Annotated in this window: 25 protein-coding genes; 21 read left to right on the forward strand and 4 right to left on the reverse strand. The window is 65.5% G+C overall.

Annotation, left to right across the window (positions count from 1 at the left end):
- Window positions 1-105: 105 nt before the first annotated feature.
- Both ypfJ and B586_RS08500 read right to left on the reverse strand, forming a co-directional pair.
- Window positions 106-981, reverse strand: a complete 876-nt coding sequence (ypfJ, locus tag B586_RS08495) for a KPN_02809 family neutral zinc metallopeptidase (RefSeq protein WP_054880195.1) — start codon at window positions 979-981, stop codon at window positions 106-108.
- 88 nt (window positions 982-1,069) lie between these two features.
- On the reverse strand, window positions 1,070-1,969 hold the full coding sequence (locus tag B586_RS08500) for an oxidoreductase (RefSeq protein WP_257720480.1): 900 nt from the start codon (window positions 1,967-1,969) through the stop codon (window positions 1,070-1,072).
- A 60-nt stretch (window positions 1,970-2,029) separates the two neighbouring features.
- Between B586_RS08500 and aspS the strand changes: the two genes are divergently transcribed.
- The 11 genes from aspS to B586_RS08560 all read left to right on the forward strand — a co-directional run bounded on the left by aspS (window position 2,030) and on the right by B586_RS08560 (window position 13,718).
- A complete protein-coding gene (gene aspS, locus B586_RS08505) occupies window positions 2,030-3,820 on the forward strand; it encodes an aspartate--tRNA ligase (protein WP_156406880.1) in 1,791 nt (596 codons plus the stop codon).
- Window positions 3,817-4,251, forward strand: coding sequence for a nitroreductase family deazaflavin-dependent oxidoreductase (locus B586_RS08510; protein ID WP_047316569.1), 435 nt, complete (start codon window positions 3,817-3,819; stop codon window positions 4,249-4,251). The genes aspS and B586_RS08510 overlap by 4 nt, the downstream gene beginning before the upstream one ends.
- Before the next feature lie 19 nt (window positions 4,252-4,270).
- On the forward strand, window positions 4,271-4,456 hold the full coding sequence (locus tag B586_RS22735; protein ID WP_054880194.1) for a PPE domain-containing protein: 186 nt from the start codon (window positions 4,271-4,273) through the stop codon (window positions 4,454-4,456).
- A 537-nt stretch (window positions 4,457-4,993) separates the two neighbouring features.
- Complete coding sequence (locus B586_RS08520) at window positions 4,994-5,293, forward strand: PE family protein (RefSeq protein ID WP_047316568.1); 300 nt, start codon at window positions 4,994-4,996, stop codon at window positions 5,291-5,293.
- A gap of 66 nt (window positions 5,294-5,359) precedes the next feature.
- On the forward strand, window positions 5,360-5,944 hold the full coding sequence (locus B586_RS08525) for a PPE family protein (RefSeq protein WP_054880193.1): 585 nt from the start codon (window positions 5,360-5,362) through the stop codon (window positions 5,942-5,944).
- Between the two features lie 413 nt (window positions 5,945-6,357).
- On the forward strand, window positions 6,358-6,651 hold the full coding sequence (locus B586_RS08535; RefSeq protein WP_054880191.1) for a PE family protein: 294 nt from the start codon (window positions 6,358-6,360) through the stop codon (window positions 6,649-6,651).
- Window positions 6,652-6,688: 37 nt separating this feature from the next.
- Entirely contained in the window at window positions 6,689-7,252 is a 564-nt protein-coding gene (locus B586_RS08540) for a PPE family protein (protein WP_052915724.1), read from the forward strand.
- A gap of 287 nt (window positions 7,253-7,539) precedes the next feature.
- Entirely contained in the window at window positions 7,540-10,227 is a 2,688-nt protein-coding gene (locus B586_RS08545) for a circularly permuted type 2 ATP-grasp protein (protein ID WP_054881003.1), read from the forward strand.
- Window positions 10,224-11,159 carry a transglutaminase family protein gene (locus B586_RS08550; protein WP_054880190.1) on the forward strand — a complete coding sequence of 312 codons (936 nt, stop codon included), beginning with the start codon at window positions 10,224-10,226 and terminating at the stop codon, window positions 11,157-11,159. The genes B586_RS08545 and B586_RS08550 overlap by 4 nt, the downstream gene beginning before the upstream one ends.
- Window positions 11,160-11,171: 12 nt before the next feature.
- The gene (locus B586_RS08555; RefSeq protein WP_047316563.1) at window positions 11,172-12,224 is read left to right on the forward strand and encodes a zinc-binding metallopeptidase family protein; all 1,053 of its coding nucleotides are present in this window, start codon (window positions 11,172-11,174) and stop codon (window positions 12,222-12,224) included.
- 138 nt (window positions 12,225-12,362) lie between these two features.
- Entirely contained in the window at window positions 12,363-13,718 is a 1,356-nt protein-coding gene (locus B586_RS08560) for a replication-associated recombination protein A (protein WP_054881002.1), read from the forward strand.
- A gap of 34 nt (window positions 13,719-13,752) precedes the next feature.
- Here the strand turns inward: B586_RS08560 and B586_RS08565 are convergent, their stop codons facing one another.
- Window positions 13,753-14,376 (reverse strand): hypothetical protein, encoded by a 624-nt coding sequence (locus B586_RS08565; protein ID WP_047316562.1) that lies wholly within the window; start codon window positions 14,374-14,376, stop codon window positions 13,753-13,755.
- 176 nt (window positions 14,377-14,552) lie between these two features.
- Between B586_RS08565 and B586_RS08570 the strand changes: the two genes are divergently transcribed.
- From B586_RS08570 to aroQ, 10 genes are all read left to right on the forward strand, one after another.
- On the forward strand, window positions 14,553-14,942 hold the full coding sequence (locus B586_RS08570; protein ID WP_156166590.1) for a secondary thiamine-phosphate synthase enzyme YjbQ: 390 nt from the start codon (window positions 14,553-14,555) through the stop codon (window positions 14,940-14,942).
- Window positions 14,943-15,083: 141 nt separating this feature from the next.
- Window positions 15,084-17,807, forward strand: coding sequence for an alanine--tRNA ligase (gene alaS, locus B586_RS08575; protein ID WP_054880189.1), 2,724 nt, complete (start codon window positions 15,084-15,086; stop codon window positions 17,805-17,807).
- On the forward strand, window positions 17,808-18,317 hold the full coding sequence (ruvX, locus tag B586_RS08580; protein ID WP_047316559.1) for a Holliday junction resolvase RuvX: 510 nt from the start codon (window positions 17,808-17,810) through the stop codon (window positions 18,315-18,317).
- Between the two features lie 55 nt (window positions 18,318-18,372).
- The gene (locus B586_RS08585; RefSeq protein WP_236971395.1) at window positions 18,373-19,563 is read left to right on the forward strand and encodes an endolytic transglycosylase MltG; all 1,191 of its coding nucleotides are present in this window, start codon (window positions 18,373-18,375) and stop codon (window positions 19,561-19,563) included.
- On the forward strand, window positions 19,499-20,377 hold the full coding sequence (locus B586_RS08590) for a shikimate dehydrogenase (protein ID WP_414738747.1): 879 nt from the start codon (window positions 19,499-19,501) through the stop codon (window positions 20,375-20,377). Before B586_RS08585 ends, B586_RS08590 begins: the two co-directional genes overlap by 65 nt.
- Window positions 20,378-20,387: 10 nt before the next feature.
- On the forward strand, window positions 20,388-20,816 hold the full coding sequence (locus B586_RS08595) for a prepilin peptidase (protein ID WP_047316581.1): 429 nt from the start codon (window positions 20,388-20,390) through the stop codon (window positions 20,814-20,816).
- Window positions 20,817-20,883: 67 nt separating this feature from the next.
- Window positions 20,884-22,107 carry a chorismate synthase gene (gene aroC / locus B586_RS08600; RefSeq protein ID WP_054881001.1) on the forward strand — a complete coding sequence of 408 codons (1,224 nt, stop codon included), beginning with the start codon at window positions 20,884-20,886 and terminating at the stop codon, window positions 22,105-22,107.
- A 15-nt stretch (window positions 22,108-22,122) separates the two neighbouring features.
- Window positions 22,123-22,746, forward strand: a complete 624-nt coding sequence (locus B586_RS08605; RefSeq protein WP_054881000.1) for a shikimate kinase — start codon at window positions 22,123-22,125, stop codon at window positions 22,744-22,746.
- Window positions 22,743-23,828, forward strand: a complete 1,086-nt coding sequence (gene aroB / locus B586_RS08610; RefSeq protein ID WP_047316556.1) for a 3-dehydroquinate synthase — start codon at window positions 22,743-22,745, stop codon at window positions 23,826-23,828. Before B586_RS08605 ends, aroB begins: the two co-directional genes overlap by 4 nt.
- Window positions 23,828-24,265, forward strand: coding sequence for a type II 3-dehydroquinate dehydratase (gene aroQ, locus B586_RS08615; RefSeq protein ID WP_047316555.1), 438 nt, complete (start codon window positions 23,828-23,830; stop codon window positions 24,263-24,265). The genes aroB and aroQ overlap by 1 nt, the downstream gene beginning before the upstream one ends.
- On the opposite strand, the gene B586_RS08620 is transcribed toward aroQ, so the two are convergent.
- Complete coding sequence (locus tag B586_RS08620) at window positions 24,262-24,939, reverse strand: B-4DMT family transporter (protein WP_054880187.1); 678 nt, start codon at window positions 24,937-24,939, stop codon at window positions 24,262-24,264. The two genes, aroQ and B586_RS08620, sit on opposite strands and share 4 nt — an antisense overlap.
- Between the last annotated feature and the right edge of the window lie 50 nt (window positions 24,940-24,989).

Raw genomic sequence — 24,989 nt, forward strand, 5'->3', positions numbered from 1 at the left:
AATGATCCGCATCAAGAGGATTTGCGGATCATTACGCATGATTACGCATCATTACACTAGGTCGTCTCCTTCGCGTTGCACAAGACGTCGTGGGGCACGTCGCGGCTATCCCAAGTTTGTGGCGTCGAAGGTGTCACACTTGTTCGGGTCACCGGTCTGATATCCCACGGTGAACCACTTCTGCCGTTGCGCGGACGAACCGTGTGTCCACGATTCGGGGTTGGTGTGTCCGGTCGCGGCTTTCTGGATGCGATCGTCGCCCACCGAGGACGCAGCCGAGAGGGCGTCTTGGATGTCCTTGTCGCTCAACGGTTCCAGGTAGGGCACCCCAGTGCTGTCCTGCTTGACCGTCGACGCGTAGTGCGCCCACACGCCGGCGTAGCAGTCTGCCTGCAACTCAGTGCGCACGCCGTTGCCGTGGGCGCCCTGGGCGCCCTGCTGGGTGAGGCGGAGCACTCCTTGCAGGTTTTGTACGTGATGGCCATATTCGTGAGCCACCACGTACTCCTGGGCAAGTGGGCCGCCGCTGGAACCGAATTTGTCGACCAGCACTTGGAAGAAGTCGGTGTCAAAGTACGCCGTTCTATCCACTGGGCAGTAGAACGGTCCCACTGCGCTGGTGGCCGGTCCGCAACCGCTGTTCACCTGGCCGCTGAACAGCCGTACGTGCGGACGGGTGTAGCCGCGCAGCAGTTGTTTCCAGACAGCGTCCACCGAGTTACCGGTGGCTACCACCCGGCACTGTACGTACTTGTTGGCATCGGCCCCGGTTTTGCACCTGTTCAAGTCGAAACCAGGCGCGACGTCATCGGTGGTGTCGATTCGCTGCTGGCTCAGAATGTCGCCCGGATCCACGCCCAAAAACATCGCGACCACCACGACCAGCAGCCCGCCGATGCCGCCCCCGATCGCTATCCGCCGCCCGCCGCCGGAGGTCGACGTGGTGCTGGTGTCGATCTGCATACCCTCGTTGAAGGTCATCACACGCTCCGTTGCACTTGCCCCTGCAAACTGACCCAGCCTGCAGTCCAGCTTTGCACACCGCAGCCCCCGAGCGTGGCCAGCGTTGCTAGCCGGGCCCGTCGCTGGCCGCACCCAGCAGCGGTACCACGACGTCGCTGATCGGGGTCGCCAGGTTGTGGACGCGTGCCTTGCGGATGATCACCCCGTTGCGGATATCCCATTCCAGCCGCCGATGGTTTTCCCGGTCGGCCAGGATCGACGTGCCCATATCTTCTGGCGCCTGGCCGAAGAGCCCGACCAACTCGTCGACTGCGTCGTCAGCTAGCCGCGCGCCTTCAGCCTGCGCGACGGCCAGACATTCGGCGACATAGCGGCGCGACAGCGCGGCGACGTCGTCGCGGCGAAACATTCCGCTGCGCCGCCCGGACAGCGCCATGAATCCGGCTAACGCATTGACCAGCAGCTTGCGCCAGGCCGCGGTGTGGAAATCCGGGTCGCAGTCCACCCGGCAGCCGGCGCCACGCAGCAGCTCGGCGACCGTCTCAGCCTCGGGTCCGGTGGGTAATACCAGCGCAGCTTCTCCGCGCAGCCGCACCCAGCCCTGCGGCTGGGTTTCGGCGGAATACCAGACGATCCCCGGAACCACGGCTGATGACGGGCAGAGCGGCTGCACCTGCTCGACCTGCTCAACACCGTTTTGCAGCACGGTGACAATGGTGTGCTCGTCACACAGCCCAGTCAGCCACCCGCGCACATCATCGTTTTGGGTGGCTTTGACCGCCAGCACCACGACGTCGACCGGGCCGGTCACCTCGCCGGGATCGGTGCGCACCGGACCGGGCACCACGATCCGATGGTTGCCGTCGGGCCGCAATTCGATGCTGTCGCGCGGCGTGTGACCACACACCAGCACCGAATGCCCGGCTGCATGCAATAGTGCGGCGACCGTCGTGCCGACGGCGCCGGGACCGACCAGTGCGATCTTGGTTGTGGGGTTGGTGGCGATACGGCCGAAATTACACCGCCCCTTAGACTGGGCAGTCGTTATATGCCAAGTAAAAGGGGAGTGTTTGTGCTGCGTAGCCACGGCGCTGGTGTATTGCGGAAAAGCGATGCCGGGCAGCAGGTGACATTAGCCGGCTGGGTGGCTCGCCGCCGCGACCACGGCGGCGTCATCTTCATCGATCTGCGCGACTCTTCGGGCATCACGCAGGTGGTGTTCCGCGACCCCCAGGACACTCAAGTGCTGGCCCAGGCGCACCGGCTGCGCGCTGAGTTCTGCGTCGCGGTCTCCGGCGTCGTCGAGATTCGCCCGGAGGGTAACGCCAACGCCGAGATTCCCACCGGGGAGATTGAGGTCAACGCCACGTCGCTGACCGTGCTCGGCGAGAGCGCGCCGCTGCCGTTCCAGCTCGATGAGCCCGCGGGCGAGGAATTGCGGTTGAAATACCGTTACCTCGACCTGCGTCGCGACGGCCCAGGTGCCGCAATTCGGTTGCGCTCTAAGGTGAATGCCGCCGCGCGTGCGGTGCTGGCGCGCCACGACTTCATCGAGATCGAGACACCGACGATCACCCGTTCGACCCCGGAGGGGGCGCGCGACTTCCTGGTGCCGGCCCGGTTGCGGCCGGGCACGTTCTATGCCCTGCCGCAGAGCCCGCAATTGTTCAAACAGTTGCTGATGGTGGCCGGGATGGAGCGTTACTACCAGATCGCCCGCTGCTACCGAGACGAGGATTTCCGCGCCGACCGCCAGCCGGAATTCACCCAGCTCGACATGGAGATGAGCTTTGTTGACGCCGAGGACATCATCGCGATCTCCGAAGAGATCCTGACCGAGCTGTGGGCGCTGATCGGCTACCAGATTCCGACGCCGATCCCGCGGATCAGCTATGCGGATGCCATGCGACGGTTCGGCTCTGACAAGCCCGACCTGCGGTTCGGGCTGGAGCTCGTCGAATGCACAGAGTTCTTCTCCGACACCACGTTCCGTGTCTTCCAGGCACCGTACGTCGGTGCGGTCGTGATGCCCGGTGGTGCTGCACAGCCGCGGCGCACGCTGGACGGGTGGCAGGAGTGGGCCAAACAGCGCGGGCACCGCGGCCTGGCCTACGTGCTGGTAGCAGACGACGGCACGCTCGGCGGCCCGGTGGCCAAGAACCTCAGCGACGCCGAACGTTCTCGGCTGGCCGCCCACGTGGGCGCCGAACCCGGGGACTGCATCTTCTTCTCAGCGGGCCCGGCGAAGTCGTCGCGGGCACTGCTGGGGGCCGCCCGCAGCGAGGTCGCCAGCCGGCTGGGCCTGATCGACCCCGAGGCGTGGGCGTTTGTCTGGGTGGTTGATCCGCCGCTCTTCGAACCCGCCGACGAGGCCACCGAGGCCGGCGAAATGACGGTGGGTTCCGGGGCGTGGACTGCGGTGCATCACGCCTTCACCTCGCCGAAACCGGAATTCGAGGCCAACATCGAATCCGATCCCGGCAGCGTGCTGGCCGACGCCTATGACATCGTCTGTAACGGCCACGAGATTGGCGGCGGCTCGGTTCGTATTCACCGCCGCGATATCCAGGAACGGGTGTTCGCGGTGATGGGCCTAAACAAGGCTGAGGCGGAAGAGAAATTCGGATTCCTGTTGGAGGCATTCACGTTTGGCGCGCCGCCGCACGGCGGGATCGCCTTCGGCTGGGATCGGACCAATGCCTTGCTGGCCGGGATGGACTCGATCCGTGAGGTGATTGCGTTCCCCAAGACCGGCGGTGGAGTCGACCCGCTCACCGATGCGCCGGCGCCGATCACCGCCCAGCAGCGCAAGGAGTCCGGAATAGATGCCCAACCCAAGCACGTTGACGGGGCATGACCGAACAATTCCCTGACGTTGGCACGCTGAATGCGTTCAACAAAACCGTCGTCGACGAGTTCCGGGCGAATGGCGGCAAGGTTGGCGGGCAATTCGCCAATTCGAACTTGTTGCTGCTCACCACCACGGGCGCCAAGTCCGGCCAACACCGGGCCTCGCCGCTGGCCTATTTCCGCATCGACGGCAAGCTGATCATCATCGGATCCTTCGCCGGTGCCCCGGTCAGTCCGGCCTGGGTGCACAACTTGCGGGCCAACCCGCGGGCACACGTCGAGATCGGGGTCGAAGCGTTCGACGTGACGGCGCGTGAACTGCCGTCGGCGGAGCGTGACGAGATCTTCCCGAAAATTACCGCCGCGGCACCGGGATTCGCGGACTACCAGGCCAAGACCAGCCGGGTGCTCCCACTGTTCGAGCTGCAGCGGGTCTAGTGGTGACTAACCCGTCCTAGTGGTCAAGCCGTTCCTGAGGTGGCTAGATGACGTCGGGGAGCAGTGCTCTGAGGCCGAGAAACAGATCTATAACATGGTGCTGGCCTTTCGCGATGCACGTCGCGAGGTGGTGCCTCCGGGGTGGATTACCGTTAACCGCGCTCGGAGGACGAAGCTGGTCTATAGCAACGCGTTCGGGCGATAGGCGTAGGTTGTCGGATGCGTTGTCGAGGTTGACTCCGTGGCAGCAGCCGCCGTCGATCGCCAACAACACCGGGTTGATCCAGCCGATACCGCTTCTGCAGACCGCTTAGGTCTGTGATAGTGCGGTTCTGGATGTCGCTATGCTGCAATGTATTCCGGCGATAAATTGATGTGGCTGGGCTGATCCCGCCGGGGTGGTCGGCGATGTCTTCGATAATGCGCTGTGTGAGAACATGATCGGGCTCGGCGAGACCGAGTGTGTCTGCCGTCATAGCTCGGCTTGGCTGGTTTTCGGGTGAGGTCGCTTTCTGTGGGCGACTGGAAGTGTTGCTCGGCGTAGTTGGTCGGTGCCCGTGGGATCGAGCGAACCGGTGCCCAGTCTCGATGTCGTAGACTCTGGCGGTTCGGATGGAGTTAACCTGTTGCGCCTGTAGCATCACCGTGATCATTGGGCGCAGCATGGCACGACAGTGCAAAGCGAACGATCATTGACCGTCCCCTGGTAATTGTTCGGGTTTTGAGCAGGAGTGGAGTTGGTATGCCTTTGGTGATCGTAGATCCTACGACGTTGCAGGCAGCGGCTGCTGTGCTGAGGCAAGTCGGCGATGAGGTGGCTAGCACCGAGCTCAGGGTGGCGCCGGTGACGACCGGTGCTCATGCCCCGGGTTACGACGTGGTGTCAGTAACGGTGGAGCGTTTCTTGGTCGCGCACACAAAGCAGTATCGGGAGGTCAGCGCCCGGGCCTGGGCGGGGATTTTCGACGAGTTTGCGACCTCGGTGTCGGCCGCTGCGGACAGCTATGTGACCGCTGAGGAGAACGCCAGGTCCTCGCTGTAGGTGACCCTGCACAGCCGACGCGACACGAATAGCGGCAGTCGTTACCAGCCGAAAGGAGCAAAGAGGTTGTTTGAATTTGAATTGGTGGATTTCAGTGCGCTAACGCCGGAGGCAAACGCCGAGCTACTGGGTGACGCCGGGGGCGCTAACTCGCTGTTTCTCGCCTCCAGGGCGTGGTCTGCCTTGTCGCGTCAGCTGTGGATAGCGGTGGGCAATATTTACGTGGCGCTCCGGGCGCTGCCGAGAGTGTGGACGGGTCCGGCGGCGACGGGGATGGCGAAGGCGGGCGCGCGGTACCTGGCTTGGCTGCGGGACACCATAGCCCATGTCGAAGTGACCGCTGAGCAGATCGAGCGCATCGCGGTAGCCTACGATGCAGCGCAGACGGCGATGGTGCCCAAGCAGACCTGCGCTGACCTACGTGCTGCTATTGACGGGCTGATCGCGCAGGACCGGTTCGGCGAAAACTATCCAGTGATCGCGGCCAACGAGGCCAAGTACCACCAGCACTGGGAAAGTAACGCCCAGGTGATGAAGACGTATGCCAAAGAGGTGTCGACTGCGTTGTCGTTAATGACCCCGTTTGCCGAGGCACCGCAGATCGTTCACCAGACCAAGGCGGTCGAAACGGCGTCGTGCCTCGTGCAATAGCAGCTAGCTAGATCCCGCTGTTCGAGCTGCACCGGGCCGAGCGATCGGTAATCAGACCGAGTCCCTGCTGGTTTCAAAAATTCACGCCCTCAACGCAATTCGATGTTCCTGGCACAGTGCTCGAATTTCGCGCGTGCATCAGCATCCTGCACCGCGCCGGTATCGCAATTGCCAAGCGGGCGGCCCACTCCCGCAACTTCGGGGTGCACATTCCGGCGCTGCCCGACATGCGGAGGTCTCCGCTACCAGGGGGCAACCCGGTGTCGCGTGGTCGTGGTCTGCAGGTGGGGTCGGTTGTGTAGATTGCTAGGCTCTGGCCAGTGGGGCTGGATTTAACCTGTTGCCCTTGTCACGTCACGGTGATCATTGGGCGAAGTTTGGCACGGGCAGTACCGGCGAGAGGCGGAGTTGGCATGTCTTTTGTGATCACAGCCCCCAAGACGTTGGCGGCAGCGGCTGGTGGGCTGACGAAAACCTGGTATGACCTGGTTAACACCGAGGTCAGCGCGACTTGGGATATGACCAGTGTTGTTGCCCCGGGTGCCGACGTGGTGTCAAAAGAGGTGCAGCGCTTCTTGGCTGCGCACACGAAGCAGTATCAGAAGGTCAGCGAACGGGCCTGGTTGATTTTTGACAGGTTCGGGGACTCGGTGTCGAGCGCCGCGGACATGTATTTGACCGCTGAGGAGGACAACGCCGAGTTCTAGCGCCGACAGGAGCAAGGGGTTGTTTCAATTCCAACTGATGCGTTTCGATGCGCTAACGCCGGCGGAGAACGCCACGCAACTGCATGGCAACGGCGCGTCCTCGCTGTTTGCCGCCGCTAAGGCGTGGTCTGCCTTGTCGAATGGGTTTTCTGCAGCGGCGGCGGATATTCATGTGGTGCTCGGAACGTTGCCGGGGTTGTGGATGGGTGCGGCGGCGACACAGATGATCAAGGCGGCCGTGCGGTATCTGGTTTGGCTGCGGGACACCATAGCTCGTGCCGACGTGACCGCTGAGCAGATCCAGTGCATCGCGGTAGCCTATGACGCGGCGCAGGCGGCGATGGTGCCCGTGCAGACGTGCGCCGACCTTCGCGCTGACATCGATGACCTGATCGCGCGGGACCGGTTCGGCGAATACTATCCAGTGATCGTGGCCAACGAGGCCATCTACCACCGGTACTGGGAAAATAACGCCCGGGTGATGAGGGACTATGCCAAAGAGGTGGCGACTGCGCTGTCGTTGATGACCCCGTTTGCCGAGGCGCCGCAGATCGTTCACCAGACCAAGGCGGTCAAGACGGTGTCGTGCCTCGTGCAATGACCCGCCGGGCGAATTACGGCGAATCCGCAGGGGTTGCTCCCACACCATCGGTTTCTTGCCGCTCACCAGACGTGCGGTGACTGCTCGGCGGTGAGTGGCAATCGTCCCACGACGCTTGCGACGTCGTTCCACGTGGCCACGTGTCGATTGTGCGCCGGCTATGGTGCGCTTAGTGTCGGTTGCCGACTGAGCCCGCGCGCGGAGCCGGGCTTGTCTCGTGGAGGAGGTCGGTATCGAGACGCAGGAGGTTGTTTTTGTCAGGAGGTAGCGCGTTGCCGTCTGACGCCTTGTTCGACTCGCCGCCGGCCGCCGATCTGGTCGGTGGGCCCTACGATCCTGACCAGTTGTTGGCCGGTTACCGCGCCGCGTGGGCGCAGCAGCCGTTGTTTGACGTGCGCGACGGCCGGTCCGGTTTCGCTGGATACGACGAGTGCGTCGACGCCGCCGGCAACGTCCGGCCGGGCTGGCAAGAGCTGGCCGAAGTCATTGGTGAGCGTGGCCGCGCCGGCCTGGATCGGTTGCGCGCAACGGTACGTGCCCTGGTTGACAACGACGGCATCACCTATATCGCTATCAATCACAGCGACCGATCCGGTCGGCACCGTCCAGGTGCCGGCGGGCCCACACCCTGGCACCTGGACGCGCTGCCGTTGCTGCTTACTCCGGAAGACTGGGCCACCTTGGAATCCGGTATCGTGCAACGCAGCCGGTTGCTCGATGCGGTGCTCGCTGACCTCTATGGGCCGCGTCGCTGCGTCACCAGCGGGGTGTTGCCGGCTGCGCTGCTGTTCGGTCACCCCGGCTACGTCCGGGCGGCCAATGCGATCGAGATACCGGGCCGTCATCAGCTTTTTATGCACGGCTGCGACATCAGCCGGAACCGGTCCGGGAGCTTCCTGGTCAATGCGGACTGGACGCAGGCACCGTCGGGAGCCGGATATGCGCTGGCCGACCGTCGGGTCGTCGCGCACGCGGCTCCTGACTTGTACGAACGGGTCGGGCCGCGTCCGGCGTCACCGTTCGCGCAGACGTTGCGGCTGGCACTGATCGATGCCGCGCCCGAGGCCGCCGAGGATCCGGTGGTCGTGGTGCTTACCCCCGGCATCCACTCCGAGACAGCGTTCGACCAGGCCTACCTGGCATCCGTGTTGGGTTTCCCGCTGGTGGAAAGCGCTGACCTGGTGGTCCGTGACGGCAAGCTGTGGATGCGGTCGCTGGGCACCCTGAAACAGGTCGATGTGGTGTTGCGTCGGGTCGACGCCGACTATGTCGACCCGCTGGATTTGCGGTCCGATTCGAAGCTGGGCGTGGTGGGGTTGGTCGAGGTGCTGCGGCGCGGAACGGTGACTGTGGTCAACACACTGGGCAGCGGCATCCTGGAAAGCGCGGGGCTCATGCGGTTCCTGCCCGAGTTGTCGCTGCAGCTGCTTGGCGAAGCCCCGCTGCTGCCGACGGCCGCGCTGTACTGGGCCGGCATCGATGCGGAGCGTTCGCACCTGCTGACGCGCTTGTCGTCGCTGCTCATTAAGTCGACCGCCGGCGGCGAGTCGATCGTCGGTCCCATGCTGTCGGCGACGCAGCGGCAGACGCTGGCCGCGCGTATCGAGGCCGCGCCCTGGCAGTGGGTCGGTCAGGAGCTGCCAGAGTTTTCGTCCGCGCCCACCGACCACGACCCGGGTGGGTTGACCGCCGCCGGCGTTGGGATGCGATTGTTCACCGTCTCACAACGCGGTGGTTACGCACCGATGATCGGTGGCCTGGGTTATGCTCTTGCCCCGGGTAACGCCTCGTACAGCCTGAATACCGTTGCGGCTAAAGATATCTGGGTCAAGCCGCCGACCCGGGCTCGCGCCGAAGTCACCATTCCGTCGGTTGAGTTGGCGGCGGCGGTAAAGCCCGGCGGCACCCGCGGCATCAGCTCGCCACGGGTGCTGTCCGACATGTTTTGGGTCGGGCGCTACGCCGAACGCGCTGAAGGCATGGCCCGATTACTGGCCGCCACCCGCGAGCGGTACCACGAATTCCACCACCGCGAGGACACCGACGGCAGCGAATGCGTGCCGGTGCTGCTCGCTGCACTCGGTCAGGTCACCGGTACCGATACCGCCGGCGTCGACGCGTCAGCGACGCTGTGGTCGCTGACCGTTGACCCGGAGCGTCCGGGATCGCTGGCGCAGTCGGTCGCACGGCTGGGGCTGGCCGCGCGGGCGGTGCGGGATCAGATGTCGAAGGACACGTGGATGGTGCTCGGCAGCGTGGAGCGGTCACTGGCGCAGCTGTCGGCACCGGTCCCGGCGTCCGGGCGGTCCTTTGAACCGGGCCAACCTGGCGAATCCGGCGAACCCTCCGCACTCGCCGACGACACCGAATTGGCTGCGGTGCAGGCCACGACACTAGCCGGGATGCTGGCGTTGTCCGGGGTGGCGGCCGAATCGGTGGTGCGCGATGTCGACTGGACCATGACCGATATCGGCAAACGGATCGAACGCGGGCAGTGGCTGACTGCGCTGCTGGCGGCCACCCTGCTGAAGGCCCGCAGCCGCGCTGCCGAGCAAACGATCATCGAGTCCACGTTGGTGGCCTGCGAGTCGTCGGTGATCTATCTGCGGCGCAACCTCGGCGCGGTGAGTGTCGCCACGGTTGCCGAGCTGGTGCTGTTCGAGGCGGAGAACCCGCGGTCGCTGGCCTACCAGCTGGAGCGGCTGCGGGCCGACTTGCGGGCGCTACCTGGAGCATCGGGCTCGTCGCGGGCCGAACGGCTGGTCGACGACATCAGTACCCGGCTGCGTCGGCTCGATCCGGCCGACCTCGACGTGGTCACCGCCGACGGGGAGCGCGCCGAGCTGGCCGCGCTGCTGACCGGGATACACCACGGGCTGCTTGACCTGGCCGACGTCATCACCACCACCCAGCTCTCGCTGCCCGGCGAGATGCAGCCACTGTGGGGGCCAGACCAGCGTCGGGTGATGCCATGACATCCCATGAAGCGGACGCAGCTGACGTCGCGGCGACCCGGCGGTACCGAGTTAGCCACCGCACCGAATACCGCTATTCCGATGTTGTCACCAGCTCCTACGGCCGCGGGTTTCTCACGCCACGCGACTCCTTGCGACAGCGCTGTGTCGATCATCGGTTGCATATTGCGCCGGCCCCCGCCGACAGCTCGATCAGCCGCGACGGCTACGGCAACGTCAGCTCCTACTTCCACGTCACCGAGCCGCACCGCACGCTGACCGTCACCAGCGAATCCATCGTCGACGTGTACCCGACCCCGCTCGAGCTGTTCACCAGTGGGCCGGCGTCCGCGCCGTGGGAGGCGGCCCGGCCGGCCGGCCGGCAGGGAGCGCTGGCGACCGAATTCACCCTGGATCTGAATCCGCCGGAGATCACCGACGAAGTGCGGCAGTACGCTGCGCCCAGCTTCGAGCCGCAGCGTCCATTGGTCGAGGTGCTGCGTGACCTCACCACGCGGATCTACACCGATTTCACCTATCGGTCGGGCTCCACGACGATTTCCACCGGAGTCAACGAGGTTCTGCAGGCCCGAGAAGGGGTATGCCAAGACTTCGCTCGGCTGGCGATTGCGTGCCTACGGGCCAACGGTCTGGCGGCCACCTACGTATCCGGGTACTTGGCCACCGACCCTCCACCGGGGAAGGACAGGATGATTGGCATCGATGCGACCCATGCCTGGGCCTCGGTGTGGACGCCGCAACAGCCCGGCCGGTTCGAGTGGCTGGGACTGGATCCCACCAATGACCAGCTGGTCGACGAGCGATACATCGTCGTCGGCCGGGGCCGCGACTACGCGGACGTGCCACCGCTGCGCGGCATCATCTACACCAACTCCGAGCACAGCGTGATCGACGTCGCCGTTGACGTAGCGCCCTACGAAGGCCCTCTTTAAGGCCAGCGCGGTATGCGTGACTTCCGATGTCCCAACTGCGGCCAGCGCCTGACGTTCGAGAACTCCGCGTGTCTGTCCTGCGGCAGTGCGCTGGGGTTTTCGCTGAAGGACATGGCGCTGCTGGTGATTGGCGACGCCGAGCACGCCGGTGCCGTTGCTGCCGGCGAGTATCAACTGTGCGCCAATCTTCATCTGGCCGAATGCAATTGGTTGGTCCCCGTTGATCAACCCGGTGGGCTGTGCACGTCGTGCGCGTTGACTCAACGACGGCCGCACGATGCGGACACCATTGGTCTGGCCGGGTTCGCCCGAGCTGAGGCGGCTAAGCGGCGGCTGATCGCCGAACTTAACGAGTTGAAGCTGCCGATTGTCGGGCGTGACCAGGATCCCGACTTTGGGCTGGCGTTTCATCTGCTGTCCAGCGAGCACGAGAAGGTCGTCACCGGGCATGACGGCGGCGTCATCACACTGGATTTGGCCGAGGGCGACGATGTTCACCGTGAGCAGTTGCGGGTTGAGATGGACGAGCCATACCGCACTCTGCTCGGGCACTTCCGCCACGAGATCGGGCATTACTACTTCTACCGGCTGATCGCCAACTCGGGTGTGTATTTGGAGCGCTTCCGTGAACTGTTCGGTGATCCCGACGCCGACTACTCCGAGGCGCTAGACCGCCATTACCACGACGGCGTGCCCGCGGACTGGCAGGAGCGCTTCGTGTCCTCGTATGCCACCATGCACGCCGCCGAGGATTGGGCCGAGACGTTCGCCCACTATCTGCACATCCGCGATGCCCTGGACACCTCGGCTTGGTGCGGATTGGCGCCGGCGTCGGCGACCTTTGAGCGACGAGTGTTGGGCCCCAGCGCTTTTCCCACCATCATCGACATGTGGCTGCCGTTGTCCTGGTCGCTGAACATGGTCAACCGTTCGATGGGCCATGACGACCTATACCCGTTCGTGTTGCCGCCCGCCGTTTTGGACAAGATGCAGTTCATCCACGCCGTCGTCGACGAGGTGGCCTCCAGTCCGACCATCAGCACCGAGGTACGCGGCCGGGGTTAGGGCAGCTGCGGCCCGGGCGGGTTCCCGGCTGCTGTTTGCGCCGAGATTGCCGTCATGGTTGCGATCGGCGGTCGAATCACAGCCTTGACGGCAATCTCGGCGAAGTTCACCCCGAACGACGTGTCTACCCTTCGTGGTATGTCTAACGTTGTGTCTGACAGTCTGTTTGACCTTCCTGGCCCGCCGCAGCCGACCGACCACGCCGTGGGCATCTCGGCCGGGGCCCCGCTGGCGGTGCGGATGCGTCCGGCATCGCTGGACGAGCTGGTCGGGCAGGGTCACTTGTTGGCGCCGGGGTCGCCGCTGCGCCGCCTCGTCGAGGGCTCGGGTGTGGCGTCGGCCATCCTCTACGGCCCGCCGGGATGCGGTAAGACGACCCTGGCAGCGTTGATCTCGCAGGCGACCGGGCGCCGGTTCGAGGCGCTGTCGGCGTTGTCGGCGGGTGTCAAAGATGTTCGAGCTGTTATAGATAGGTCCCGGCAGGGACTCCTTTCCGGCGAGCGGACCGTGCTGTTCATCGACGAAGTGCACCGGTTCTCCAAGACCCAGCAGGACGCCCTGCTTTCCGCGGTGGAGAACCGGGTGGTGTTGCTGGTCGCGGCGACCACCGAGAACCCGTCGTTTTCAGTGGTGGCGCCGCTGTTGTCTCGATCGCTGATCCTGCAGCTGCGGCCCCTGACCGCCGACGACATCCGTGCCGTGGTGCAGCGGGCCATCGACGATCCCCGCGGCCTGGGCGGGCAGGTCGCGGTGGCGCCCGAGGCCGTCGACCTGCTGGTGCGGTTGGCAGCCGGCGATGCCCGCCGGGTTTTGACCGCATTGGAGGTGGCCGCCGAAGCCGTCCACGCCGGTGACGAGCTGACGGTCACGGCCATCGAGCAATCCCTGGACAAAGCCGCGGTGCGCTACGACCGGGACGGCGACCAGCACTACGACGTCGTCAGCGCCTTCATCAAATCGGTGCGTGGCTCCGACGTGGATGCCGCGCTGCACTACCTGGCGCGCATGTTGGTCGCCGGGGAGGATCCGCGGTTCATCGCGCGCCGGCTGCTGATCCTGGCGAGCGAAGATATCGGCATGGCCGACCCGACCGCGCTTCCGGTTGCGGTCGCCGCCGCGCAGACTGTGCAGCTAATCGGCATGCCCGAAGCCCAGCTCACGCTGGCACATGCCACCGTTCATCTGGCCACTGCGCCGAAGTCGAACGCCGTCACGATCGCGCTGGGTGCTGCGATAGACGACATCAAAGCCGGCAAGGCCGGTTTGGTCCCGGCCCATCTGCGCGACGGGCACTATTCCGGTGCGGCGGCGCTGGGTAACGCCAAAGGCTACAAGTATTCCCACGACGACCCCGACGGTGTTGTCGACCAACAGTATCCGCCGGACGAGCTGGTGGGAGTGGACTACTATCGGCCCACCGGTCGCGGCGGTGAACGTGAGATCGTCGGTCGATTAGGCCGGCTGCGAGCGATCATCCGCGGCCGGCGGGGCTAGCCGTGCGAGTGTGCGGCTGGCCGCACGCTCGGCATCAGACCAGCTCGGGTACCCTCAAGTGCGCGATTGCCAGCTCGAATTCGGCCACGTCGAGTACCTCGGCTCCCAAATCCCGGACCCGCTTGCTGCGCAACTCGGTCGCTCGGTCGCGGTTGCGCGCCATTGCGTCCATGCTGTCGAACGTCGAGCAGGACACCGCACGCCGGGATGCGGGGTGGTCGACCATCAGGCTGGCGCTGCAGAACCCGTCGAGTTTCTCCAGTTCCGGAAGCACCGATGTCCGATAGAAGTCCACGGATCGGCTGCGCTGGTCCGGTACCATTTTGAGCCAGGTGGCCCGCACGCATGCGCCCTCGTGCGAGCGGTGGTCGCGGTGCAGCAGAGCAATCTCCCATTCTTCGATCCGGGCGCTGCCGTCGAACATCAGCGCAGCCCGATCGCGAATGGGCGCCACCCGCGCAGCGCTGGCGCGCATCGCCTGCACGTTCTCCCAAGAGCTGGTGGCGATGCATCTGCCGGACTGCCGGTCGACCAACAGCGACACCCCGACACACCCGTCGATCTCCTGCAGGGCGGGCATGACGACATCGCGAATATGCGCAATTCCTATGTCGACCGACAGGGGTTGCGCCTGGATGGTGGTAGAGCGTGCGTACACGATCGACCCCTCCTATGTCGGGGCAGCGCCCCGGTGGCGCCACCGGTCCATCAACTACCTTCCTCCAACCACGTAGGCGTTGGCAATGCTTCTTGGCGGGGCTTTCTCGAGGGTTGCGCATCAGGATTGGCAGGTCGACAAGTCACGCCCGTAGGCTGGACTGTGTGCATACCGATGTGCTGGAGGTAGACACTGCGCGTCGCCGCATCGTGGATCTCACCGACGCGGTACGCCAATTCTGCGTGACCCACAGCGCCGGCCTATGCAACGTATTCGTCCCGCACGCCACGGCGGGGCTGGCGATCATCGAAACCGGTGCGGGCTCTGACGACGACTTGATCGACACGCTGGAACGGCTATTGCCGCGCGACGACCGCTACCGGCATGCGCATGGCTCAGCGGGTCACGGCGCCGATCATGTGTTGCCGGCGATCGTCGCACCGTCGGTGACGGTGCCGGTCTTCGGCGGCGCGCCGCTGCTGGGGACCTGGCAAAGCGTCGTTCTGGTCGATCTCAACCGAGATAACCCGCGGCGGTCGGTGCGTTTGACTTTCGTGGAGGCGTAACCGGCGTTACACATGGCACACGGGGTGGCGCCAGACCGGTAATCTGTGCGGTCGAAAGTGTCGTTAGACGGCCTTCCAATTGTCTGGCGAATAGGCTTGGAATCGACCCCAGGCACGTTGGGAACTAGGGAAGAAGAAAGAGTGCAGACACACGAGATCAGGAAGCGGTTCCTTGATCATTTCGTGAAGGCGGGCCACACCGAGGTGCCCAGCGCGTCGGTGATCCTCGACGACCCCAACTTGTTGTTCGTCAACGCTGGCATGGTCCAGTTCGTGCCGTTCTTTCTGGGGCAGCGCACGCCGCCGTACGCGACGGCCACCAGCATCCAGAAGTGCATCCGCACTCCCGACATCGACGAGGTGGGCATCACCACCCGGCACAACACCTTCTTTCAGATGGCCGGCAATTTCTCGTTCGGAGAATACTTCAAACGCGGGGCCATCGAACTGGCCTGGGCGTTGCTGACCAACAGCCTTGCTGACGGGGGATACGGGCTGGACCCGGAAAGACTCTGGGCCACGGTGTATCTCGATGACGACGAAGCCGCCGGCCTATGGCAGGAGATCGCCGGGCTGCCACCCGAACGAATCCAGCGCCGCGGCATGGCCGACAACTACTGGTCGATGGGTATTCCCGGGCCATGCGGTCCCTCCTCGGAGATTTACTACGACCGCGGGCCCGAGTTCGGCCCGCAGGGCGGTCCCATCGTCAACGAGGACCGCTACCTCGAAGTCTGGAACCTGGTGTTCATGCAGAACGAGCGCGGCGAGGGAACCACCAAGGAGGACTACGAAATCCTCGGGCCGTTGCCCCGCAAGAACATCGACACCGGCATGGGTGTCGAGCGGATCGCGCTGGTCCTGCAGGACGTGCACAACGTCTACGAGACCGACCTGCTGCGGCCGGTGATCGACCTGGTCGCCGCGCGCGCACCTCGCCCCTACGACGTCGGTAACCATGAAGACGACGTCCGCTACCGCATTATCGCGGACCACAGTCGCACCGCCGCCATTCTGATCGGCGATGGTGTCAGTCCCGGCAACGATGGTCGTGGTTATGTGTTGCGCCGGCTGCTGCGCCGGGTGATCCGTTCGGCCAAGCTGCTGGGCTTGGATTCCCCGGATAGCCCGATCGTTGGCGACCTGATGGCCACCGTGCGCGACGCGATGGGGCGAGCGTATCCAGAGCTGGTCTCCGACTTCGACCGGATCAACCGCATCGCCGTCGCCGAGGAAACCGCGTTCAACCGCACCCTGGCCTCGGGCTCGAAGCTGTTCGACGACGTCGCCGGCGCCACCGTAGCGTCGGGCTCCACCGTGGTTGCCGGTTCGGACGCCTTCACCCTGCACGACACCTACGGCTTTCCGATCGAGCTCACCTTGGAGATGGCGGCCGAAGCCGGCCTGACCGTGGATGAGACGGGATTTCACGAGTTGATGCTGCGACAGCGTCAGCGCGCCAAGGCCGACGCCGCCGCCCGCAAGCACGCGCACGCCGACCTGACCGCGTACCGTGAGCTGGTCGACGCAGGTCCGACCGATTTCACTGGCTTCGACGAATTGACTACCGAGGCAAAAATTCTCGGCATCTTCGTCGACGGCAAGCGGGTCCCGGTGGTCGCACACGCCGCCCGCGGCGAAGCCGGCATCGCCGATCGGGTGGAACTGGTGTTGGACCGCACTCCGCTTTATGCCGAGTCGGGCGGCCAGATCGCTGACGTCGGCACCATCAGTGGCACCGGTGCTGGCGAGAGCGCCCGGGCGGCGGTTACCGACGTGCAAAAGATCGCCAGAACCCTTCACGTGCACCGGGTTAACGTGGAGTCCGGGGAATTCGTCGAGGGCGACACCGTTGTTGCGGCAGTGGACGCGGGCTGGCGCCGGGGCGCCACGCAGGGGCACTCGGGTACCCACATGGTGCACGCCGCGCTGCGCCAAGTGTTGGGGCCCAACGCTGTTCAGGCGGGATCGCTGAACCGGCCAGGCTACTTGCGCTTCGACTTCAACTGGCAGGGTCCGCTGACCGACGAGCAGCGCACCCAAATCGAAGAAGTCACCAACGAGGCCGTGCAAGCCGACTTCGAAGTGCACACCTTCACCGAACAGCTTGACAAAGCCAAGGCGATGGGCGCGATGGCCCTGTTTGGCGAGGCCTATCCCGACGAGGTGCGGGTGGTGGAGATGGGCGGACCGTTCTCGCTGGAGCTGTGCGGAGGAACTCACGTGCCCAACACGGCGCAGATCGGCCCGGTCACGATCCTGGGTGAATCGTCGATCGGCTCCGGGGTGCGCCGGGTGGAGGCCTACGTCGGGCTGGATTCGTTTCGCCACCTGGCTAAGGAGCGTGCGCTGATGGCCGGGCTGGCCGCCTCGCTGAAGGTGCCTTCCGAGGAGGTACCCGCTCGGGTAGCCACGCTGGTGGAGCGGCTGAAGGCCGCCGAGAAGGAACTCGAGCGCGCTCGGCAGGCAACCGCGCAGGCGGCGGCGACCAACGCCGCGGCGGGTGCGGAGCGGATCGGTAATGTGCGTGTCGTGGCGCAACGGATGTCCGGCGCGATGACACCAGCCGACCTGCGCTCCCTGGTTGGCGATATCCGCGGCAAACTGGGCAGTGATCCGGCGGTGGTCGCGCTGATCGCGGTGACTTCGGACGGCTCGACCGCAACGGTGCCGTACGCGGTTGCTGCCAATTCGGGTGCCCAGGATCTGGGAATTCGCGCCAACGATCTGGTCACACAGCTCGCCATCGCCGTCGACGGGCGCGGCGGTGGTAAGGCCGACCTGGCGCAAGGTTCGGGCAAGGACCCGACCGGCATCGACGCCGCGCTCGACGCGGTACGCGCACAGATAGCGCGGGTCGGTTGAGTGGATTCGTCACAGCAAGACCCTGGGCGGGGACGGCGGCTCGGCATCGATGTGGGCAGTGTGCGCATCGGTGTGGCTTCCAGCGACCCGGACGGCATCCTGGCCACCCCGGTAGAGACGGTGCGTCGTGACCGTTCTGCCAAGCACCTGCGCCGGCTGGCTGAGCTCGTCGCCGAACTTCAGGTGGTCGAGGTGATCGTCGGATTGCCACGGACGCTGGCCGACCGGACCGGCCCGTCGGCGAAAGACGCAATCGAAACCGCCGAGTCGCTGGCACGACGGGTTGCTCCGATACCGGTCCGATTCGCTGATGAGCGGCTGACCACCGTCAGCGCGCAGCGTTCGCTGCGCGCCGCAGGTGTACGGGCCAAGGACCAGCGGGCGGTGATCGACCAGGCGGCGGCGGTGGCGATCCTGCAAGGTTGGCTCGATCAACGCCGCGCTGCTATCCCTGCGTGTGCGGATGGGCCTACGACTGGATCGGTGGCCGGAGAAGTCATCGATGTCTGATTACCTAGCGCGCCACCGCATCGCGCCCGAAGCGGTCGGGTTGGGCCGTCACGAGATGAGCAGCGCGGACCGGGATGGGCGCCGTCTGGCAAAGCGCGGACATCCCAGTCGGCGCTTCGCCGGCAAAGTAGCCCTTGGCCTGCTGGTCGTGGTCGTGGTGGCGGCCGCCTTCGTCGGCTTGCGGCTGTGGCACACGCTGTTCGGGTCTGCTGAGGACTACACGGGCACCGGCAAGCACGACATCATGATTCAGATCCATGCCGGTGACTCGACCACCATGATCGGTGAGACGCTGCACAACCAGGGGGTGGTCGCCTCGGTCCGGGCATTCGTCGACGCCTCGCACGGCAACGCCGCGATTTCGTCGATCCAGCCGGGTTTTTACCGGATGCGCACCGAAATCCCGGCGGCGGCGGCGGCCGCGCGGCTTGCTGATCCGGAGAACCGGGTGGGCAAGCTGGTCATCCCGGAAGGCCGTCAACTTGACGACACCACCGACATGAAGACCGGCAAAGTGAATCCTGGCATATTCTCGCTGATCTCCCGTGCCACCTGCGTGGATCTCGACGGCAACCGGCATTGTGTCTCGCTGAACGACCTCCGCGCGGCGACCAGTAAAACCTTGCCGGCCAAGCTGTCGGTGCCGGCCTGGGCGCTGGAGCCGGTGCTTGAGTTGGGCAACGACCATCGCCGGATCGAGGGGCTCATCGCACCGGGGACCTTCAATGTCGATCCGTCGGCCTCAGCCGATGCCATCATGGCCAATTTGATCAGCGCCAGCGCCGTGGGGTACACGGAATCCGGGTTGGTGGACACCGCGCGCTCCCTGGGCTTGTCGCCCTACGACATCCTCGTGGTGGCGTCGCTGGTGCAACAGGAGGCCAGCCCGCAGGACTTCCCGAAGGTGGCGCGCGTCATCTACAACCGCCTGTATGAACACCGCACGCTGGAGTTTGACTCGACCGTGAACTATCCGCTGGACCGCCGCGAGGTGGCTACCAGCGACGCTGACCGTGGCCTGCGGACGCCGTGGAACACCTACGTGTCGCAAGGGCTGCCGGCCACCGCGATCTGTTCTCCCGGTATCGACGCGCTGCACGCCGCCGAGCATCCCGAGCCAGGTGACTGGCTGTACTTCGTCACCATTGATGCCCAGGGGACGACGCTGTTCACCAGGGATTATCAGCAGCATTTGGCCAATATCGAACTCGCGAAGCACAACGGTGTCCTCGACAGCGCGCGCTAACTCGGTGCCCCGAAAAGCTGGCGTTCTCGGTTCGCCTATCGCGCATTCCCGTTCCCCGCACCTGCACCTGGCCGCTTACCATGCACTGGGCCTGCAGGACTGGACGTATGAGCGGATCGAATGCGGCGCCGACGAGCTCCCGGTTGTCGTCGGCGGGTTCGGGCCGCAGTGGGTCGGTGTCTCGGTGACCATGCCGGGCAAATTCGCCGCGCTGCGGTTCGCCGACGAGCACACCGCACGTGCCGGCCTGGTTGGATCGGCTAACACACTGCTGCGGACCCCGCGCGGCTGGAGGGCCGACAACACCGACATCGACGGCGTGGCGGGGGCGCTGGCAGCGATCGGGCCGTTAGCAGGGCGCGCGCTGGTGTGTGGGTCGGGTGGCACCGCCCCGGCGGCGGTGGTGGGGTTGGCCGAACTCGGCGTCACCGATATCACCGTCGTGGCACGCAATCCGGACAAGGCGGCCCGGTTGGTCGATCTCGGGGCGCAGGTCAGTGTGGCGACCCGATTCTGCGGTCTGGACAGCGATGCCTTGGCCGATGAGGTGGCGGCCGCCGACGTGCTGGTTAGCACGGTCCCGGCAGACGTGGCTGCGCGGTATGCCGGGACCTTCGCGACGATTCCGGTGCTGCTCGATGCCATCTACGACCCGTGGCCCACGCCACTGGCCGCTGCGGTGGCCGCGGCGGGCGGCCACGTGATCAGCGGCTTGCAAATGTTGCTGCATCAGGCGTTCGCGCAGGTGGAACAATTCACCGGGATGCCTGCACCGCGTGAGGCGATGGCTTGCGCTTTGGCAGCTTTGCATTAGCGTGCCGCGCATGCGGGTTGGGGCCGCGTGTGTGGTGCTGGTCTGGCTGGCGGCGCTGAGTTGTTATGACATCGCCGAACGCCGGTTGCCGAACGCGTTGACGCTGCCCGGGGCGGGGGTGATTCTGCTGACCGCCGCCGTCGCCGGCCGCGGCGGGCCCACGCTGGCCGGGTCGGTGGCATTGACCGGGGTGTATCTGCTGGTGCACTTGGTGGCGCCGGCGGCGATGGGGGCCGGTGATGTCAAGCTGGCGATCGGGCTGGGCGGGCTGGCCGGCTATTTCGGCGTCGAGGTGTGGTTTCTGGCGGCGCTGGGCGCGCCGATGCTCACTGCGCTGCTGGGTGTGGCCGCTCGATTTTTCGGCGGCGCCGGGGCCGTGCCGCATGGTCCCTCGATGTGCCTGGCCACCGTGGGGGCCGTGAGCCTGGCTCTCGGGTGACCTGGCGTCGATTTCGACGCATGCGCGCATTTTGGGTGAGCCCGAAACGGCATGGGAGGATAGTCAGGTGTTGCGCTGGATCACCGCCGGGGAGTCGCATGGCCGGGCCCTGGTGGCCGTTGTCGAGGGCATGGTCGCCGGTGTCGAAGTCACCTCCACCGCCATCGCCGATCAGTTGGCGCGCCGCCGGCTTGGCTACGGCCGCGGTGCTCGGATGGCATTCGAGCGCGACGCGGTGACGGTCTTGTCCGGGGTGCGCCACGGCATCACCCTAGGCGGCCCCATAGCCATCGAGATCGGCAACACCGAGTGGCCGAAGTGGGAATCCGTGATGGCCGCCGATCCGGTCGACCCCTCAAAAACTCAAGAAATGGAAGACTCCGCGCGCAACGCCCCGCTCACCCGGCCGCGCCCGGGCCATGCGGATTATGCGGGCATGCTCAAGTACGGCTTTGACGACGCTCGTCCGGTGCTGGAGCGGGCTAGCGCCCGGGAGACCGCCGCCCGTGTCGCGGCGGGGACGATCGCGCGGCATTTCCTGCGTCAAGCGCTGGGGGTCGAAGTGCTGTCGCACGTCATCTCGATCGGCGCGTCGGCCCCCTACGATGGGCCACCGCCGGGGCCCAAAGACCTCAACGCGATCGACGCCAGCCCGGTGCGCGCGTTTGATGAAACGGCTGAGAAATCAATGATCGCCGAGATCGAAGCGGCCAAGAAAGACGGCGACACCCTCGGCGGGGTAGTGGAGGCCGTGGTGCTGGGCCTGCCAGTCGGGTTGGGGTCCTTCACCAGCGGCGATGACCGGCTCGACAGCCAGCTGGCCGCAGCCGTGATGGGAATCCAGGCGATCAAGGGCGTGGAGATCGGTGACGGTTTCGAGACTGCGCGTCGCCGCGGCAGCCGTGCCCACGACGAGATGTATCCCGGTCCCGACGGCGTCGTCCGTTCCACCAACCGGGCAGGTGGACTCGAAGGCGGCATGACCAATGGCCAGCCGCTGCGGGTCCGCGCGGCGATGAAGCCGATCTCCACTGTGCCGCGGGCGCTGGCCACCGTCGACCTGGCAACCGGTGAGGAGGCCGTCGCAATCCACCAGCGCTCAGATGTGTGCGCGGTGCCGGCCGCCGCAGTTGTTGTCGAGACCATGGTTGCGTTGGTGCTGGCCCGCGCAGCGCTGCGAAAGTTCGGCGGTGACTCACTGACCGAAACCCGCCGCAACATCGAGGCGTACCAGCGCGCGGTCGCCGACCGGGAAGCGCCAGCCGCTCAGGCTGCGGCGAGCCGGGGATAGGCGGGTATGGGCGCGATGGCACCCAAGGCAGTACTCGTAGGTCTGCCGGGATCCGGCAAGTCCACCATCGGGCGGCGGCTGTCCAAAGCACTAGGGGTGAGCTTGCTCGATACCGACGCGGCCATTGAGCAGCAGACCGGTCGCAGCATCGCCGACATCTTCGCCACCGACGGGGAAGAGGAGTTCCGCCGCATCGAGGAGGGCGTGGTGCGGGCGGCGTTAGCCGAGCATGACGGTGTGGTGTCGCTTGGCGGCGGCGCTGTCACTAGCCCCGGGGTGTGCGCGGCGCTCGCCAGCCACACCGTCATCTATCTGGAGATCAACGCCGCAGAGGGGGTGCGCCGCACCGGCGGCAGTGCCGTGCGGCCGTTGCTGGCCGGGGGAGACCGTGCCGAAAAATTCCGGGCACTAATGGTCAAACGGACTCCCCTCTACCGGCGAGTTGCGACCATCCGGGTTGATACCAACCACCGCAATCCGGGGGCGGTAGTCCGCTACATCGTGGCGCGGCTGCAGGCCAAACCGGCCAGCGCTGAACCCAGCGGGTCGCCACGCAGTAAATCTCGTGGCGATCACAAGCGCGGCGCAGCCGGGCGCAGTGGGTCGCCACGCAGTAAATCTCGTGAGGTCACCAAATGACAAATATCAACACGTCGGTCACCGTGCAGGTGGCCGTCGACCCGCCCTACCCTGTGGTGATCGGCACCGGGCTGTCGGACCAGTTGGATGAGCTGCTGGCTAACCGACATCGGGTCGCGATACTGCATCAACCGGTACTGACCCAAACCGCGGAAGCGATCCGAAGCCACTTGGCCGGCAAGGGCGTCGACGCGCACCGCATCGAAATACCCGACGCCGAGGCCGGCAAGGATCTTCCTGTCGTGGGATTCATCTGGGAAGTATTGGGCCGCATCGGAATTGGACGTAAAGACGCACTGGTCAGCCTTGGTGGCGGCGCCGCTACCGACGTCGCTGGGTTTGCGGCGGCTACCTGGTTACGCGGCGTCTCGATCGTGCACGTGCCCACCACATTGCTCGGCATGGTCGACGCGGCCATCGGGGGCAAGACCGGTATCAACACTGAGGCCGGCAAGAACCTGGTCGGCGCATTTCATCAGCCGCTCGCCGTGTTGGCTGACCTGGCGACCCTGGAAACGTTGCCGCGCAACGAAATCGTGTCCGGGATGGCCGAAGTGGTCAAGGCCGGATTCATAGCCGACCCGGTGATCCTCGATCTCATCGAAGCTGATCCGCAGGCGGCCTTGGACCCGGCCGGCGACGTGTTGCCGGAGCTGATCCGCCGGGCCGTCACCGTCAAGGCGGACGTCGTCTCCGCTGACGAGAAGGAGTCGGAGCTGCGCGAAATTCTGAACTATGGCCACACTTTGGCACACGCGATCGAGCGTCGGGAGCGCTATGAATGGCGTCACGGCGCGGCCGTGTCGGTGGGCTTAGTGTTCGCCGCCGAGCTGGCTAGGCTGACCGGCCGCCTGGACGACGCGACCGCCGAGCGGCATCGCAGCATCCTGACCTCGCTGGGTCTGCCGGTCAGCTATGACGCCGACGCGTTGCCGCAGCTGCTGGAATATATGGCCGGCGACAAGAAAACCCGGGCCGGCGTGCTTCGATTCGTGGTCCTCGATGGGCTGGCTAAGCCGGGGCGGTTAGTGGGGCCGGACCCCGGGCTGTTAGTGACCGCCTACGCGGGATTGAGTGCCTGATGACGACTGTCAACGTTATCAACGGTCCCAACCTGGGCCGGCTGGGTCGGCGTGAACCTGATGTCTACGGTAGCACCACCCATGACCAGCTGGCGGTCCTGATCGAGCGCGAGGCCGCTGAGCTAGGGATCAAAGCTGTTGTGCGGCAAAGTGATAGTGAGTCTCAGCTGCTGAAGTGGGTCCATCTGGCCGCCGATGCCGGGGAGCCGGTGATCCTCAACGCCGGCGGCTTGACGCACACGTCAGTGGCGCTGCGCGACGCGTGCGCTGAACTAAGCGCACCCCTTATCGAGGTGCACATCTCCAATGTGCATGCCCGCGAGGAGTTTCGGCGCCATTCCTACCTCAGCCCGGTCGCGACAGGAGTGATCGTCGGGCTGGGAGTTCAGGGCTATCTGCTTGCCTTGCGCTATCTGGCCGAGACGGCGGGGAGCTAATCCTTTTTCGGGATATCGTGCGGCGTGGTGGCGTCGGTGTCGGTGCCGATCACCTCGGTGGGCGCGTCGTCAGGCTCGCCGGTGGTGATCGTTTCGGTGGGTGCCTCGGGTTCGGCCGTGGCGACCTGCGCGGTCTGCTCCTTAGGTTGCGCCGCGGCTAACTCTCCGGTCGGCGTGTCGTCGGCCCGGACAGCGGCGAACACGTCGGTGTCAGCCCGATCCTGTTCGGATCCACCATGCTCAGGGACTGGGGGGCCACTGCGGTCAACGCGCCAACGCCCGAACGCCACACCGATCACCCCAGGCAGAAAAACAATGAGAGCGGTGAACGCCGCGAACGTTGTCAGCTCGTTGATCAGCCCCCCGGTGTAGATGCCGTTGTACAACAGCGAAATGAGCCAGGCCACCGCGCCGCCGAGGACGCCCGCCAGGATGCCGGTTAGCAGCCAGGTCATCGCCAGATCCTGGCGCCGGTCCGGATCCGGGCTCGCGGTGGCGTCGGCCCGGCCGTCGCGCGCCGCCCACACCACCGCTGCGGCGATGAACACGGCCAGCAGCACCACACTGATTAACTCGGACTGCGCTTGCCACGCGTTAATCATCGTCCCCTGAATCAAGCGGACAACGACCATCAGGGCGGCAAACGCCACACCGCGCAGCATCCAGTTACTCATGGGCCCCCAGCCTAGCTCGGCGACAATTCAGGGCGAAGCGATGAGGGAGA

Source organism: Mycobacterium haemophilum DSM 44634, from assembly GCF_000340435.2.
Lineage (GTDB): Bacteria > Actinomycetota > Actinomycetes > Mycobacteriales > Mycobacteriaceae > Mycobacterium > Mycobacterium haemophilum.

What these genes read in the sequence shown, in the direction of transcription:
- ypfJ (WP_054880195.1), bottom strand. Translation starts at nt 981, where the DNA reads ATGACCTTCAACGAGGGTATGCAGATCGACACCAGCACCACGTCGACC.
- B586_RS08510 (WP_047316569.1), top strand. Translation starts at nt 3,817, where the DNA reads ATGACCGAACAATTCCCTGACGTTGGCACGCTGAATGCGTTCAACAAA.
- B586_RS08520 (WP_047316568.1), top strand. Translation starts at nt 4,994, where the DNA reads ATGCCTTTGGTGATCGTAGATCCTACGACGTTGCAGGCAGCGGCTGCT.
- B586_RS08535 (WP_054880191.1), top strand. Translation starts at nt 6,358, where the DNA reads ATGTCTTTTGTGATCACAGCCCCCAAGACGTTGGCGGCAGCGGCTGGT.
- B586_RS08540 (WP_052915724.1), top strand. Translation starts at nt 6,689, where the DNA reads ATGCGTTTCGATGCGCTAACGCCGGCGGAGAACGCCACGCAACTGCAT.
- B586_RS08550 (WP_054880190.1), top strand. Translation starts at nt 10,224, where the DNA reads ATGACATCCCATGAAGCGGACGCAGCTGACGTCGCGGCGACCCGGCGG.
- B586_RS08555 (WP_047316563.1), top strand. Translation starts at nt 11,172, where the DNA reads ATGCGTGACTTCCGATGTCCCAACTGCGGCCAGCGCCTGACGTTCGAG.
- B586_RS08560 (WP_054881002.1), top strand. Translation starts at nt 12,363, where the DNA reads ATGTCTAACGTTGTGTCTGACAGTCTGTTTGACCTTCCTGGCCCGCCG.
- B586_RS08585 (WP_236971395.1), top strand. Translation starts at nt 18,373, where the DNA reads ATGAGCAGCGCGGACCGGGATGGGCGCCGTCTGGCAAAGCGCGGACAT.
- B586_RS08595 (WP_047316581.1), top strand. Translation starts at nt 20,388, where the DNA reads ATGCGGGTTGGGGCCGCGTGTGTGGTGCTGGTCTGGCTGGCGGCGCTG.
- B586_RS08605 (WP_054881000.1), top strand. Translation starts at nt 22,123, where the DNA reads ATGGCACCCAAGGCAGTACTCGTAGGTCTGCCGGGATCCGGCAAGTCC.
- aroB (WP_047316556.1), top strand. Translation starts at nt 22,743, where the DNA reads ATGACAAATATCAACACGTCGGTCACCGTGCAGGTGGCCGTCGACCCG.
- aroQ (WP_047316555.1), top strand. Translation starts at nt 23,828, where the DNA reads ATGACGACTGTCAACGTTATCAACGGTCCCAACCTGGGCCGGCTGGGT.
- B586_RS08620 (WP_054880187.1), bottom strand. Translation starts at nt 24,939, where the DNA reads ATGAGTAACTGGATGCTGCGCGGTGTGGCGTTTGCCGCCCTGATGGTC.